This is a genomic window from Clostridium sp. KNHs205 (assembly GCF_000702945.1).
Lineage (GTDB): Bacteria > Bacillota > Clostridia > Lachnospirales > Lachnospiraceae > Anaerocolumna.
Map to the genome: position 1 here is coordinate 1,275,461 of NZ_JNLE01000005.1, position 15,068 is coordinate 1,290,528.

The window sequence follows — 15,068 nt, forward strand, 5'->3', positions numbered from 1 at the left end:
TCTATATTGTTATATCGCCTTTATAGTTATACCGCCTATGTAGCTATAACCTCATTATTGCTATCCCCTCTTTATAGTTATATCCTCTTTATAGTTATATCCTCTTTATAATTAGCTGTCTTTATAGTTATGCTATCTTTATAGCTACGCTGTCTTTATAGTAAACCAGCAAATAGTATAGGTTCTTTCCAGCTCAAATCCCACTTTAAATGCAGTTTTTTCAGAGGCTACATTATCCTCTGTACAGTCCCATATACAGTCTCTTTCTCTTTTACCAGCTTCCAGTAATGTCTTATAAACTAACATTGTAGAAATACCCTTATTTCTATGTTCAGTAATAGTATCAACCCCAATATTGTCATGCCTCTTATAACGGCATGTAACCAATGCCCTACTAACTATGTGATTGTCAATGACAGCTGCATAACCATAGCCGTTATTTAAATAAGCTTCCGTAGTTCTCCAGGTACTCCTTATCTCTTCTGTAACATACTCAATATTATCAAATGCTCTCTTAAGAAAATTACCATCTATTGCAACTAGCTCATATATTTTACTTACTTTTTTAGTCCCCTCCTTAGGGTGTTGTTTCAAAACAAGAACCTTCTGCTGTTCTGAATCAATATTCCTGTCTCCAAAAATCTCAAAAAGCATATTGGTTAACTCATCGCTATCTGCTCCACATTCAAAATAGTTTATTTCTCTTTCCTCCAAAAATTGAAAAATCTCAAATTCAAAAAAATTACGCAGATAACCATACGCAGATTTTTCCAGAGCTTTTCCCATTAACTGAAAGCCTTTTTGATATTCATTCCAAACAACCGCAAATGACGGTCTTTCAAGGTTATTAACCCATACCCGCCCCTCCATACTATCTTCTAGAACACAACTAAAATAAATGCAGCTTGTATCGATTGAAAGCAATTCAGCCAGATATTTAGTTTTTTTTACTATCTCAACCATTCTAACCTCCAAATTAAAGACTAACATAACATATACTCTACCACCTCCGCACCTGTATAGCAAACTCAAACCAAAAAAAAGATTCAAAGAAATGAAAGGGTGCCTGCATTATTTGTACTTGCAGCAGAAGAATTTACTGAGATGCTCATACTGTTTACTCCTTTGTATTTTATTACTGAGATTATTATAGTATATTGATTATAGAAATGTATAAAAACACAGAAAATTCATCAAGGAAATATTCTTCTATCTATCCATTAACAGAGTAGTTAAGGGTTACATGAGATACTATAAGAACATACCCTGCAGTCTTAAATTTTCGTACGTAAAACCTAGAATTTTTATTGTATTTTTTCAGGTGTATTTATTATAAACTAATCTTTATGACAATAGGTAGACCACCTGTCAGTTTCAGAACCAATAGAAAGGTGCACGTAAATGAAAAAACCTGTAATTCATTTTTCTAAGCCCAAGGTTAGACAGCAAATAATATTCATCTGTATGCTCTCTACCTTTATTCCATTGTTTTTTGTAGGCTTATTTTCGATTATGCAGGCAAGAATGCAAATGTCAGAACAATATAAATCTCAGGTAAATGCAGCCGCATTAAGAATCAATTCAACACTTTTTGATATCACTACTTCTTTATATACTTCCTGTGATAATCTAATCAATAGTAATTACCTGCGAATACTTTTAGGCTCTGATTATAGTATTTCAAGCGAAGATCATCAATACTATAAACTAGCCTCAAATGCACTCTCAACGATGCACTCTACAACCGCTGCCATAGCTTCTATTATGATTTACACCAACAACCCAAACATCCCTAGCAATTCCCACATTACTACCGTGGATGATTACAGCAGCTTACCATGGAGGGAGCAAATAGTTGGAAATACAGTAAACAGCTGGCAATGCCTCACGGGCGAAGACAGTTGGCATAATAAGGTTTATGAGCTTTCGATTATCAGGCGTATAGGTGTTAATTCTACCAAGTACTCCGCTTATCTGGTATTAAGTATTGATGCAAATTACTTAAAAAACCGATTACTTGGTAGTGAATATACGGTTATGGCTTCTGTGGATAATGAACCTACATTTTACGCTTCTGAGAAAAGATGGCTTCAAAAGCTGATTCCCTTTCCATCAGAACTTGATAACAGTTATTATAAATACACCGGACCTATTATGATAGACTCTAAAAAGCAGCTGGCTAATATCGTTACCTTCCTTCCTTACAAAACCTATAATAAGTTTTACATCTGTGTTTCGGACCCAAATGCATATTCCAGGCTCAACAGGATTACTTTGATTTATATCGTTATACTCATTACAGCAACCTTATTTCCAATTATTTTGACTATTTTGTTTTCCTCCTATTTTAATTCCCGTTTGCAGACCTTAAAAAATGCCATGCATCAGGTTAGCCAGGGTGATTATCTTATTATGAAATTATTTAAGGGTGATGATGAACTGACTGAGATCTTTAAAGACCTGAAAGCAACGGTTCAAAAGATTTCTGAAAAAGAAGCAAAATTTTATCAGTCTCAGATTATGGAGCAACAGCTTATAAATAAACAACAGCAAATGGAATTTAAGATGCTTGCAAGTCAGATCAATCCGCATTTTTTATATAATACCTTGGAAACAATACGTATGCAGGCATTGTCTACCGGTAATAAGGACGTAATAAACTCCATAAAACTTCTGGGCAAGTCCATGCATTATGTTTTGGAGAATACCGGAACCGACTCAACTACCCTTGCAAAAGAACTGGAGTATGTAGAGGTATATTTATCGATACAAAAGATACGATTTGGTGACAGAGTAAATTATACAATTCAATATTCAGAGGATATGGATTTAAACGATTACAAGATTTTACCTCTTTTATTACAGCCGGTCGTTGAAAATGCCGTTATACATGGTCTGGAACGAAACCTGCTCAACGGCCAGATTATTATTAATATATCAAAACCTGCAGATAATCTGCTTTTCATAAAAATATCCGATAACGGAAAGGGTATGAATGTTGATAGCTTAAAAGAACTGAATAACCGGATTAATTCTGCCTCTCTTGACTCTGCCTCAAGTATTGGCCTGTATAACATCAATCAAAGGATTAAACTTCTCTATGGAGCAGAATACGGTATCACCTTTACAAGTCAGCTTAATGAGGGCACAACAGTAACCCTGATTATACCTGCCATTGTAATCAAGGAGGAATAGGCATATGGAATATACATTGCTTGATGTATTGATTGTTGATGATGAGGCCATTGTTAGAGAAGGTCTCAAGTATGTTATTGATTGGTATGCTCTCGGTTTTTGCATCTGTGGAGACGCAGCTTCGGGAGAGGAAGCAATCGAAAAGATAAAAAAATATAACCCTAATCTTGTTCTGCTGGATATCCGAATGCCCGGTATGGATGGAACGGAGCTAATTGAACAGGTACGCAGCTCCGGATTTCAGGGTGATTTTATTATATTAAGCGGCTATTCTGATTTTAAATATGCTCAAACAGCTTTGCATTATGGTGTTTCCTTTTATCTGACGAAACCAATTGATGAGGAGGCTCTGGAAAAAGCAGTAATAACAGTGAAAGAGAAGATATTGAAAAACAAAGAAAAAGAAAAGTCCTTGAATCAATATCTGATTAAAGCGAAATCAACGGTTCTTAAAGACCTGATGCTGGGAACCGAGCCTAATAGCTCCATTAATTATTTAGAAATGGGATTATATGCTCCTATTTATCAGGTTGTAATTTACGAAGGATATACACCTTTTTTCACTACCTACAGTTTTGCTGATTTGCTTAAGGTATCGAATCAAGGAAACAATTCCTTTGAGCATATCACTCTGGATCACCAGGAAATTATACTGCTTAAAGGAAACCATGCTCTGAGCAAATTCAATACCTGTCTGCTCCATTATGAAAATGGTACTCAGAAAGGTTCTCCTCTTGATTCCATCTTTCTTACACATGGAAGAACGGTATCAGGCCTTTTTGATATACATTTATCCTATAAGGACTGCAGGCGGCTGATGGACAGACGATTTTTCTGTTTTGAAAACCAGCATGTTTTATCCTACGAAGTGTTACCCGAGATATCTTCCTACCAATCCATCATAAGTGTTGAAAAATCAAAGTCTTATAGCAATAAAATTGTAAATTATATTCAAGCCATAAACAAACGAATGTTATCCGAAATACTACAGGAACTAAAAGGCTCATTATACCAAAGTGGTGATGATGTTATAACCATAAAACACTTTCTGGCTGATATTTTTCTTCAAGCGAAACAAACCATAATGCATAAATACAGTCATATCGACATTCCTTTTGCACACAATTCTGTTATTATTGAAATAATCGAAAACAAGTATTATTTGTACGAAATTATTCAGTATTTTACAGAACAGTTTGAAATGATCATCCGAGCCATTGGCAACAGCTCAAACGAAAGTATTTTTAATGATATTCTTTATTATATTGAGCATAATTATTCCGCTCCATTGAAATTAGAAACTATAGCCTCCTTATTTGGGTATAACAGTTCCTATTTGGGTAAATTATTTAGCCAGAAGATGAATCAGAGCTTTAATTCTTATCTGGATGAAGTGAGAATCAAACATTCTGTGGAACTACTGGAAGATACGCATCTGAAGGTGTATGAGATTGCAACTAAGGTTGGATATAGCAATGTGAATTACTTTCACTATAAATTCAAGAAATTAAAAGGAATAAGCCCCGTTGAATTTAGAAAAGAAACTATTTGATATCCTCTAGTAAAAGTATGAAAAAGGGAGCTGTTTCAAAACTAAAGTATTAATTAGTTTTGAAACAGCCCCTTTTCATTAATGCATTGAGTGCGATTATTGGTTATTTGCTAAAAACTCTTTATTTACTGCATATCTGTCTTCACAAGTTTTTTTGTCAACTGCATATACCTGATCATATCCTAAGCCCAGTGCAGTATCCTGCATCTCTTTTAACAGACTGTCAAATTCAGCCTGATTCTTTGCAAATACCATCTGCCAGGAATACTGAACGATAATTTGCTTGCATTGTTCCTTAATTGCGCTGATATCTGTTGTGTAGTCAGCTCCAGAGAAAGGAATACCAGGATTTACTGCAATCATATTCTTGTCTTTGTAGTATTCTATGCCTGTTACATAATTCTCATTGTGTGCTGACCAATCCTTTGAAAGAGTAGTTGCAGTTAAATCAGCATATTCTTCCCATCTTTGATAGTTGTAATTCATACCGGTTTCTTTATTAATTTCCGTAATTCCAACGGCATTGTAGTTCAATGCTGAGATACCGTCTTTCCAGGTACCGCCACCCCATTCCTCGGGTACTTCTAATTTCTGATCCATTTCTATGAATGCTTTTTTACCAAACTCTGTGAATACGGGTTTTCCGTCCTTCATTTCCCAAGTCAAGCCTTCGGGTCCACATTTACCACCGGTCTGGGTGGCAGACATCATAACACCTTCGGGGGAATATAACCAGTCAATAAAATCTGCTAATCTCTGAGGATCTTTTGCCTTGCTGCCAATCATAATTGCAAAGGAGTTATCACCTAAAGGTGTGTTTCCAAAGCTTAGATATTTACCATCCTGTATCGTAACATCAGCAAAGCCCTTACCAGCAGCCAGGTTATCTGCCGTATTATACGTACCGTTGCCTAACCAAGGCCATAAGGAATAGAGTACTGCGCCATCGGTGAACTTAGCCGATACGGAATCAAAGTTCTGGGTTGTTGATTCAGGGTCGACTAATCCCATCTGGTTGGCATCATACAGGAATTTCAATGCTCTTACATACTGAGAGTTGCTATCAATCATGCTTTGTATATCATTACCGGCTACATCATATAATGCAAAACCCTGAGGGTTATAGCCATATAATGCGGTAAAGGAACCGGCATTCTGCATGATATCTCCATCCCAGTCCTGAAATAAGGAAAATGCATAAACATTCTTACCTGAGTCACTTTTTCCCGCTTTTTCCTGCATCTGTTTAAGAACTGGTAATAAGTCTTCTAAAGTGTTAATGGTAGGATAACCAACCTGACCGTATAAATCCCAACGAACACTGGGTGCACAAGTCGGATCAGTTGCCTCTGTTGGCTCTGTTGGTGATAACAATGAGGTCTGGCTGGGTACTGCCCAAAGACCGTCTTTCTCTGCAAGTTTACTGGTATTCTCGATAGCATCCATACGTTCCTGCAGATTCTTTTCATTCCCGATATAATCTGTTAAATCAAGTACTAAATCTGCGCTTACCAAATCTTTTAATCTGCTCTGATTTGCATTGGTAAGAATTAAATCACCTAAATTACCGTTAGCGGAACGTGTCTGGTAAAGAGTATCACCACCACCTGCAACATTTGGTGCGATAATATTGAGTTCCATATTAAACTTGTCTTTTACTATTTTTGCGAACCAGCCTGATTGAGTTCCCTGGAAGTTTGCCTGACTGTCGAAAACATCAACGGTAATGAAGTCTTTATAAGTGCTTTCAGTTTCTGTGCCGCCTGTTCCCCCTGGTGTTTCTGTCTTATTATCGTTGTTGCCTTTGCTGCATCCTGTTAACATCGATGACAGCATCGTTAAGCATAATGCTGCACTTAACACGCTTTTTGTAAATCTGCTTTTTTTCATTGTAAATCCTCCTCTTCTCCTTTTTAAATTTTTTATTTAAATTATTGAATAAAAAATTTCTCTTTAACCTTTCACTGCTCCAATCATAATACCTTTGACGAAATATTTCTGGAACATCGGGTAAATGAATAATATCGGTAATACAACGATTACGGAGATTGTCATTCGTATCGATGTCGGTGTCTGCATGGTGACAAGACTGGAAACAGCTGATAAATTACCGGATGCCTTCACCAGTAATGCCAATGAACTTGCCTGGTTGATATAAGAATATAGCAGATACTGTAAGGAATAAAGTTTCTGATCCGTTATATAAATCAGGGTATCCTGGAAGGAATTCCACTGACCTACGGCTGACCATATCGCTATTGTGGCTAGTATTGGTGTACTAGTGGGAAGTATTATTTTAAAGAATCTAGTTAACACACCTGCACCGTCTACCTCTGCGGCTTCCTGAAGTGATGCCGGGATAGATTCCACATAGGTTTTTACCATGATGATGTTGAAGGGCTGTACAATCGCAGGGATTATATATACCCAAAAGCTATTGTTAAGACCTAAGGATTTCATCGTCATAAACATCGGAATTAAACCTGCACTGAAATACATGGTAATTACTACTGCTCTGTACCACAATCTTCTGCACCACAATTTCTGCTGACTAAACATAAATCCTAAAAAAGCGGATGACATAACCGTACATACTGTACCGATTACAGTTCTGGCTACCGAGATAAATGCCGCATTTGCTAAGCCGCTTAATTGAAATACATCTATATAATTCTGAATATGCAGCTGCTTTGGAATCAGATTAATATAGCCATTGGCACTAAGTTCATTGGAACTGATTGAATTTATAATCAAATAGTAAAATGGATAAAAACATATAATTGTGAACAAAGCAAAAAAAGTATAATTAAATGTATTAAACAGAACATCTCCCGTAGTTAATTTTCTTTTAGCCCCAACCTTTTTATTATTTTTCATAATGTACCCCTCTCTATATAATGCTTTCGCCTCTGGTCTTTTTCGATACAAAGTTAACAAAGAATAACAATGTCAGACTTACCAAGCTTTTGAGGATACCGATTGCTGTTGCCAATGATAAACTTTTACCTGTCATACCAATGTTATAGACATATAAGTCAAGTACCTGAATGTGCTGTTTGTTGAATGCATTCTGAAAGACATAATATTGGTCCATACCGTTTGATAAAAAGCTGGATACGGTAAACATTAACATAACCAAATAGGTAGGCATTAAGGAAGGAATCGTGATATTTTTAATAATGTGGTATCTACCAGCTCCATCTACTCTAGCTGCCTCGAACATTTCCTGGTCAATACCGGCAATCGCAGCCAGATATATTATAGCCCCCCAGCCCAAACCTTTCCATATACTCCATAAGATCATCATAAGCCAGACATGATCATTGCTGTCCAAAAATTTAAGCGGTGCATTGATAAGATCAAACTTTTGCAATACACTGTTTACCATTCCCGTTGAGGAAAACAAACTGAAAGCTACAGAATAAACCAGAGTCCAGCTGATGAAATTGGGAAGAGTTGTTAAAGTCTGTACCACATTTTTAAACCGCTTACTTTTAATTTCACTTAAAAATACTGCAAATAAAACAGGAAGGAAGGAAGTTGCCAGTCCTAAAAAGCTCATTGCAAATGTATTTTTTAGCACAATAAGAATCTGTTTTACCTGTGTTGGATTACTATATAATGCTTTAAACCACTTAAAACCAACAAATTCTGTCTGTGATAACTTGAGTGGAGCTCTATAATCATAGAACGCATATATCCATCCATGCAACGGGTAATACGAAAACATAAAACACAAGACAAGAAAAGGAAGTATAAGCAAGAACATCTTCTTGCCTTCTATATTATTTTTTCTCTTCTTATATGTACTTTTATTTGGCGCTGCATTGTTCTGTTTCAATTTTGTAGCCATCTTATGTCCTGCCCCTTTCAAAATCGGTTCTCTCTTGCTCTCATTATTTTAAAGGAAATACCCTAATGTTAATACATCAGAAATCCTATGTTAAATCACATAATTATTTGTGATAACGACTATTTTTTGTGTAATATCTATAAATTAATGTAATCCATCTCTATTTTTTAGAGTAGTTTTGTGTATCTATATAACATAAAATTTATGTATTATTAAACATTATTTTAAATACTACCATAAAATTTATTCGCTTATGCAAGCAACTTATCTGAGAGGAAATTAGATGAAATTTAACTTGAGCAGTCCTCTAATGGACTTTTTAACAACAACTGCACAGTATATAGCTTTAAACGTCGTTTTTATTATTTGTTGTATTCCTATTGTCACAATTGGTCCGGCACTTGTTGCACTTTATCAGGTCATAATGAGAGAAACCAGAGGGGAATACGGATATCTGATGCGAAAGTACTTTCAGCATTTTAAAGAGATGTTTTTACAGTCATTTCTGACCTTCCTCTCTTTAGGGTTAATCGTTTTATTACTTCTATTTAATGTTGGGTTTTGGAATGCGATGGAAGGTATCCTTGCTAATATTATTATTGTGCTTGTCTATATCATGCTACTGGCTGTTGCCTGTACCTTTATCTATGTTTTTCCGTTAATGGCCAGATTTAAGAATAATTTTTTACAGACTATTAAAAATGCTTTATATATTGCTCTGACAAACCCAGTTGATACTATCATGCTAGTTGTAATTCATACATTGGTAATCGCTATACTATATTTCTTTCCATCCAGTCAGATTTTTATGTTATTTGTCGGTTTCTGTTTTATTATATCTTGCAATTCTTATATTTTGCAAAGAGTATTTAAGAAGTATGAGGCTGATACCACCCCCCAAGCTAACATCCACTAAAGCAGCATTGAGAAAGTATACCCCTATATTTCTTCAATTCCTTTCATCCAAATAAAAAGAATTCCATATCAATCTATTGAAGATTGGTATGGAATTCTTTTTTATGACAGGTAACTCACTCAACGATTCCTCTTGCATACATCTAAGAGCTTCTACTTTCTCCTTGCGGAAAAAGTAATACTCCTATTTAGGACATTTCCGGTGTGATAAAAACGTTAAATTCAAACTCTTTTTCACTCAATTGATATTTCTCTAAAAGTTGCGGACCGCAGCTTGTAGAACCAATTCCTGATTGCTTATAGTCAACGCAAAGAATGGAATAGCCACTCTTTCTCAGTTCATAATTATGTTTTTTATTTGACAATTCCTCTTGCGAATACTCAGAGGCATTAAACGAAAAATCTTCCTCTGATTCTATTTTAAGGCTTAAAACTCCATTTCCAATTTTAACGTATTCGCAACCAAAATGCGAGGAGTTCTCCTGAGGTTTTATATAATCTTCATACATTTCGTCTATTTTATCTGCAAAGATTCCTTTATAGGAGGCTCTATGTTTGTCACTGTAACTTTCATAAGGTCCATATCCATAATACTCAACTTCTGAAAAGCCATTATCCATAAACAGCCTAAGACCAAAGCGAGGTAAATAAGGACGTTTATCTGCTACTATAACCTTACTGTTAATTTTAATCTGACCACTCTTGTATACATATATTTTGTTGAACAACTCAAAGGTATTATGATAAGCATACCAGCCTAAAGCTGAATGATTGGAAATTACTATGAAATCCTCCGTTTTTGATACCTTTGTTGCGTATACTTTCGTAATCAGTTCATTTAAATGGAATTTGAGCCAATCACCTTTAACAGCACAATCATTATCTGTTGGTGCACGAAATGCATTGAATTCCATTGGCTTTTCAAGCAATCTTATATCGTTAAATTCCATCTTATCAAATAATCCCTTACGCTTATCAAAACAATAAGTAAAATTATCACCTAGTATCTCAATAAAACGTTCATTTTCCTTAACGTCAATTTGTTGCTTTGAGGCAGTAGGGGTAACGTTTCTGTCTTTTTCACAAATAGCAAATTGTACAAAACCAATTTCCGATCCACTTTTAGCCCACTCCGTATCCTTCTTCTGCGTAAAAACAAACCTAATATACAAGCTCTCACCTGATAATCCTGCCAGTTTAGAAATTGTTATTAATTTTTTCGATTTTGCAGGTAACTTTATATCCATTTCTTCTGCGAGGATTAAGCTTCCTTTTTCTGTTACTTCGTATCTGCATATAAGTTTCTCAGATAATTCAGTAAAGTCATAGGTGTTAACAAATTCGTATACACCTCTATCCATATAGATTGGATTGATACGAATTGGCTGATATACATTTTTAAGTTCTTTTAAGCCTGTATGAGGAGTTCTGTCCGGATAAACCAAACCATCAATACAGAAATTTCCATCATGCAACGGCTCCTTATGGTCCCCGCCGTAAGCGTACATAGTTTTACCATTTTCAGCTACTCCCAGGTCCACCCCATGATCGCACCATTCCCAGACAAAGCCTCCACATAATCTGTCATATTTATATAATACGTTCCAATACTCTTCTAAATCCCCCGGACTGTTTCCCATTGCATGGCAATACTCACAGAGTACAAAAGGTCTTTTCTCCATTTGGTTGGATAAAAATTGTTTTTCTATCCATTCCGGTGAAGAATACATTGATGAGACAACATCCAGCGTCTCCTCATTGTCTAAGGCTTTTTCTGTTCCTTCTAATTCATGCATGCTCTGATAATGAACAAGTCTTGTATTATCAACTGACTTTATATATCTGGCTGCCCTTTCAAAGGCTTTGCTATATCCACTTTCATTTCCCATAGACCAGAATATAACAGATGGTCGATTAATATCTCTGGAAATCATTAAATCGATTCTGTCCAGAATTGCAGCCTCATACTCTTTTATATTAGCCACCAATGCAATGCCAGAATAATCCCCATTGTTATCCGTGGTATGAGATGCTTCCACACTGCCATGTGCTTCAATATCAGCTTCGTCTATCACATAAAATCCCATTTCATCACAAAGCTGGAGAAATATTGGAGCATTGGGGTAATGGGAGGTTCTTATAGCATTTATATTATGTTGCTTCATTAATAGTAAATCCTCTATCATATCCTGTTTTGTAACACATGCCCCTGTTTTAGGATTACTGTCATGACGGTTAACACCTTTGAATTTGACTGCTTCCTCATTTATCAGTACACATCCCTTCTCAACTTTTATATTACGGATGCCCATCTTCTCACCGATGGTCTCCTGATCTGTATACAATATTAATTTATATAGATATGGGTTTTCCGCATTCCAAAGAATTGGTGATTTTACCTCGAATTTCGCTTTATTATCAATCAGCGGTGCTTCAAAAAGCAGGTTATCCTCTGCATCAAGCAGCTTAACACAAACCACAGTATTGGTTTGCACCAATACATCAATATTTACACTGTCAATATTCTTATTGTAGTCGCTGGTTACGGTATATTTATATACCCTTTTCTTAGGTCTTGATAACAGATAAACATCGCGTATTATTCCTGAAAACCTCCATTTATCCTGACACTCCAGATAAGTTCCATCGCACCACTTAAGAACCATAACTGTAATACTGTTCTCACCATTTATTAAATATTCTGTGATATTGAATTCACTCGTCATATGTGTAACCTGACTGTAGCCAATGAATTTTTTATTGACATATAGATAAAAGCAGCTGTCGACTCCTTCAAAATTCAAAAATCTCTCTAAACCATCGGATAAATCCACCTGGAACTCTCTTTGATATAGCCCAACCGGGTTTTCATCCGGAACATAAGGTGGATTATATGGAATTGGATATCTTACATTCAAATACATTGGTTTGTCATAACCATATAATTGCCAGTTTGCTGGAACCGGAATTGTTTCACTAAAACCTTTATCCAAAAAATCCTCTTCCACATCCAGAAAACTATCATAATACCTAAAATTCCAGGTTCCATTTAAAAGGTGAAAATAATCTGAGCTCTCTCTCTCCTCAAATGGATTTGAATCTTTCGGAAATGGTATATAATAATTTCTGTTAGGTTCTGTGTTTATATGTAATTTGTCCGGTGCTTCATGATATATATTATTTTGCTTCATTTTGGCTCTCCTTTTAATACATCTCCCTCAATATATAACAATATTAACATTTACAATAATATTATATATTGCATATTGTAAGACCGTCAATAAAATGATATTATTCTATATAAGTATATGAAACAACAGGTGATTAGCATGAGTAAAATTATATATCCAATTAATCCTCCAAACAGCCACCTTCCCATTCTCGTAATGGGCATAGGTTATGAGGATAATCAACCACATATGCAAAGAAAAGATGGGTACCCCATACATCAGATTTTTATTTGTAAAAGCGGGGAAGGCACCTTAAGGGTCAATGATAAGACCCATATAATTAAAAAAGGGTCTTTCTTTTATTTAATGGCAAATTCCCCTCATGAATATTATGGAAATTCAGACAAGTGGGAACTTAGATGGATTTCCTTTTCAGGAAATCAAATTGATGATATTTTAACTGAGCTTAAATTTGACAGTAATCAACTTGGGGTACTTAGTATTAGTAATATTGATAAAATGGAAGCTTCCTTAAAAAAAATATATGTATCCTTGAAATCAGAAGATATTTCCGGAAAATTTATTGCTTCCAGCGTTTTATACGAGATACTTGTAGATTTGTATACTATGATACATTCGAAACAGGAAGATGAATCCTCAGAAGGAAATAGTATAATTAATTTAATCAGGCTTTATATTGATGAACATTATAATCAGGATATGACCTTGGAGGAGCTTTCTGATCTTGCTAATATAACTCCTCAGTATTTGTGTAAGTTATTCAAAAAACATCTAGGCCTTAGACCCTTTCAATATATTACAATGAAAAGAATACAATATGCCAAAAATATGTTATCTGATTATACAATGTCGGTTAACGATATCGCACATAAGGTAGGATTTAGCGATTGCAGTTACTTTTGTGCCATCTTCAAAAGATATGAAATGGTTACACCAACACAATTTAGAGGATTATAGCTAATCTCAATTTCATACCGATTGCTTCCTGAAATATAAGAATTTTAAGAACATATATTTAAATGCCAACGCCAAAAAACGGGAAGCGAATTGCTTCGCTTCCCGTTTTGAACATTCTATTACAAAAAGTATTAACTAAGACTATATCTTACCAACCATTCACTTTTTTTCGTATCCGGATGGTGCTTCTTATTTTCAGCTGTTCCAGGCTTAAGCCCTAGGGTTGTTGAAGCAGCCTTGAACAGACCTCACCGAAAGTACCCTTATTAATAAATATGAATAATAGCTCATATACCCAGATATTAAATATAAACTAATGTTCTAATATCATTATCTTATATATATTAAATCTTCTTTACCGGTCTTAAGATTTGATATCCCAACCCTTCCGGATAATGGCGTTGGTAATCTTGACATACCTCCTCATTCCATTCATACCCTATAGCCTCTGGGTCAAAACTCCATGCAAGCTTCTCAACCCTTCTCATAACTTCTTCATTTGCAGATAAATAGTTAAATGGCGGATGACTGAATACAATATAATAACTTCCAGGAAATTCACCTCGTAACTCGAAACCTTCAGGTATATCTCCATTATAATCAACATTTACTCCAAGGCCATAAAAATAATATCTTTCTCTATTGCTCCATATCCAACCTGCTGTATGTCCGGTTACTATTGGATGTGTATATGTATCACTAATACTCGATACAATTCCTGTTAATAGATCACAATCATGCCCTGGCCATATCACACCGTTTTTAGTAGTTGACCGCTTATACACTCCTAGATATCTGTGAGCAGGAATATACTCAATTCGATAGGAAGGTAAAACCAAATTGTCCATTGTCAAATCTCCTTTTTCAATATAATAAGAAGGGGTAATCACGATTTTTTTCATAGATATCGGAATTGGAATAGGATTTTTTCGGTAGGCAGCCGGTGTACATCCGTATGCATCCTTAAACGCCCTCGTCAGAGCAGTCTGTGATGAGAATCCATAATCCAGTGCAATATCAGTGATTCCATCACAAGAATCTCTTATAGCAAGTGTAGCTTTACACAAACGCCGTTTAGCCATATAACTTTTTAATGTCATTCCTGCGATCCGGTGAAATTGTGTTGAACAATAGTAAGGTGAATATCCTATTTGCCCAGAAATCTCACTAAGTGAAGGATTATTTATCGCATTATCATCAATCCAATCAATCATTTTTTGAATTGCATATATCCATTCATACAAATCGTATCGCCTCCTTTCATATTTAGTATAATAAAAGAAAGATTTTATATCTTCACATGACTTGCAAAAGTTCATATTTCAGTGTGCATTCTCTAAGTATGTATATCCCACGGGTGCATTTCTTTCTATATTCAAAAAAACTACTCGACATAAATACAACG

At 35.3% G+C, this 15,068-nt stretch carries 10 protein-coding genes; 4 read left to right on the top strand and 6 right to left on the bottom strand.

What is annotated here, in order from left to right:
• Positions 1 to 144: 144 nt before the first annotated feature.
• Complete coding sequence (locus tag BR73_RS0125040; RefSeq protein ID WP_081848878.1) at positions 145 to 990, bottom strand: GNAT family N-acetyltransferase; 846 nt, start codon at positions 988 to 990, stop codon at positions 145 to 147.
• A gap of 540 nt (positions 991 to 1,530) precedes the next feature.
• Here BR73_RS0125040 and BR73_RS0125045 point away from each other — a divergent pair.
• Both BR73_RS0125045 and BR73_RS0125050 read left to right on the top strand, forming a co-directional pair.
• Entirely contained in the window at positions 1,531 to 3,195 is a 1,665-nt protein-coding gene (locus BR73_RS0125045) for a histidine kinase (RefSeq protein WP_197032723.1), read from the top strand.
• 4 nt (positions 3,196 to 3,199) lie between these two features.
• Positions 3,200 to 4,747: a response regulator gene (locus tag BR73_RS0125050; RefSeq protein ID WP_033168497.1), complete on the top strand. Its 1,548-nt coding sequence runs from the start codon at positions 3,200 to 3,202 to the stop codon at positions 4,745 to 4,747.
• Positions 4,748 to 4,843: 96 nt separating this feature from the next.
• On the opposite strand, the gene BR73_RS0125055 is transcribed toward BR73_RS0125050, so the two are convergent.
• The 3 genes from BR73_RS0125055 to BR73_RS0125065 form a co-directional block, all read right to left on the bottom strand.
• Positions 4,844 to 6,637 carry an extracellular solute-binding protein gene (locus tag BR73_RS0125055; RefSeq protein ID WP_033168498.1) on the bottom strand — a complete coding sequence of 598 codons (1,794 nt, stop codon included), beginning with the start codon at positions 6,635 to 6,637 and terminating at the stop codon, positions 4,844 to 4,846.
• Between the two features lie 63 nt (positions 6,638 to 6,700).
• On the bottom strand, positions 6,701 to 7,624 hold the full coding sequence (locus BR73_RS0125060) for a carbohydrate ABC transporter permease (protein ID WP_033168499.1): 924 nt from the start codon (positions 7,622 to 7,624) through the stop codon (positions 6,701 to 6,703).
• A gap of 13 nt (positions 7,625 to 7,637) precedes the next feature.
• Entirely contained in the window at positions 7,638 to 8,600 is a 963-nt protein-coding gene (locus BR73_RS0125065; protein ID WP_033168500.1) for an ABC transporter permease subunit, read from the bottom strand.
• A gap of 283 nt (positions 8,601 to 8,883) precedes the next feature.
• Here BR73_RS0125065 and BR73_RS0125070 point away from each other — a divergent pair, with 283 nt between their 5' ends.
• The gene (locus tag BR73_RS0125070) at positions 8,884 to 9,516 is read left to right on the top strand and encodes a DUF624 domain-containing protein (protein WP_033168501.1); all 633 of its coding nucleotides are present in this window, start codon (positions 8,884 to 8,886) and stop codon (positions 9,514 to 9,516) included.
• 187 nt (positions 9,517 to 9,703) lie between these two features.
• On the opposite strand, the gene BR73_RS0125075 is transcribed toward BR73_RS0125070, so the two are convergent.
• Positions 9,704 to 12,706, bottom strand: a complete 3,003-nt coding sequence (locus tag BR73_RS0125075) for a glycoside hydrolase family 2 TIM barrel-domain containing protein (RefSeq protein WP_033168502.1) — start codon at positions 12,704 to 12,706, stop codon at positions 9,704 to 9,706.
• 138 nt (positions 12,707 to 12,844) lie between these two features.
• On the opposite strand from BR73_RS0125075, the gene BR73_RS0125080 reads away from it, so the two are divergent.
• Complete coding sequence (locus tag BR73_RS0125080; protein WP_033168503.1) at positions 12,845 to 13,663, top strand: AraC family transcriptional regulator; 819 nt, start codon at positions 12,845 to 12,847, stop codon at positions 13,661 to 13,663.
• A gap of 344 nt (positions 13,664 to 14,007) precedes the next feature.
• On the opposite strand, the gene BR73_RS0125085 is transcribed toward BR73_RS0125080, so the two are convergent.
• On the bottom strand, positions 14,008 to 14,907 hold the full coding sequence (locus BR73_RS0125085) for an AraC family transcriptional regulator (protein ID WP_033168504.1): 900 nt from the start codon (positions 14,905 to 14,907) through the stop codon (positions 14,008 to 14,010).
• Positions 14,908 to 15,068 lie beyond the last annotated feature (161 nt).

What these genes read in the sequence shown, in the direction of transcription:
- BR73_RS0125040 (WP_081848878.1), bottom strand. Translation starts at nt 990, where the DNA reads ATGTTAGTCTTTAATTTGGAGGTTAGAATGGTTGAGATAGTAAAAAAA.
- BR73_RS0125045 (WP_197032723.1), top strand. Translation starts at nt 1,531, where the DNA reads ATGTCAGAACAATATAAATCTCAGGTAAATGCAGCCGCATTAAGAATC.
- BR73_RS0125050 (WP_033168497.1), top strand. Translation starts at nt 3,200, where the DNA reads ATGGAATATACATTGCTTGATGTATTGATTGTTGATGATGAGGCCATT.
- BR73_RS0125055 (WP_033168498.1), bottom strand. Translation starts at nt 6,637, where the DNA reads ATGAAAAAAAGCAGATTTACAAAAAGCGTGTTAAGTGCAGCATTATGC.
- BR73_RS0125060 (WP_033168499.1), bottom strand. Translation starts at nt 7,624, where the DNA reads ATGAAAAATAATAAAAAGGTTGGGGCTAAAAGAAAATTAACTACGGGA.
- BR73_RS0125065 (WP_033168500.1), bottom strand. Translation starts at nt 8,600, where the DNA reads ATGGCTACAAAATTGAAACAGAACAATGCAGCGCCAAATAAAAGTACA.
- BR73_RS0125070 (WP_033168501.1), top strand. Translation starts at nt 8,884, where the DNA reads ATGAAATTTAACTTGAGCAGTCCTCTAATGGACTTTTTAACAACAACT.
- BR73_RS0125075 (WP_033168502.1), bottom strand. Translation starts at nt 12,706, where the DNA reads ATGAAGCAAAATAATATATATCATGAAGCACCGGACAAATTACATATA.
- BR73_RS0125080 (WP_033168503.1), top strand. Translation starts at nt 12,845, where the DNA reads ATGAGTAAAATTATATATCCAATTAATCCTCCAAACAGCCACCTTCCC.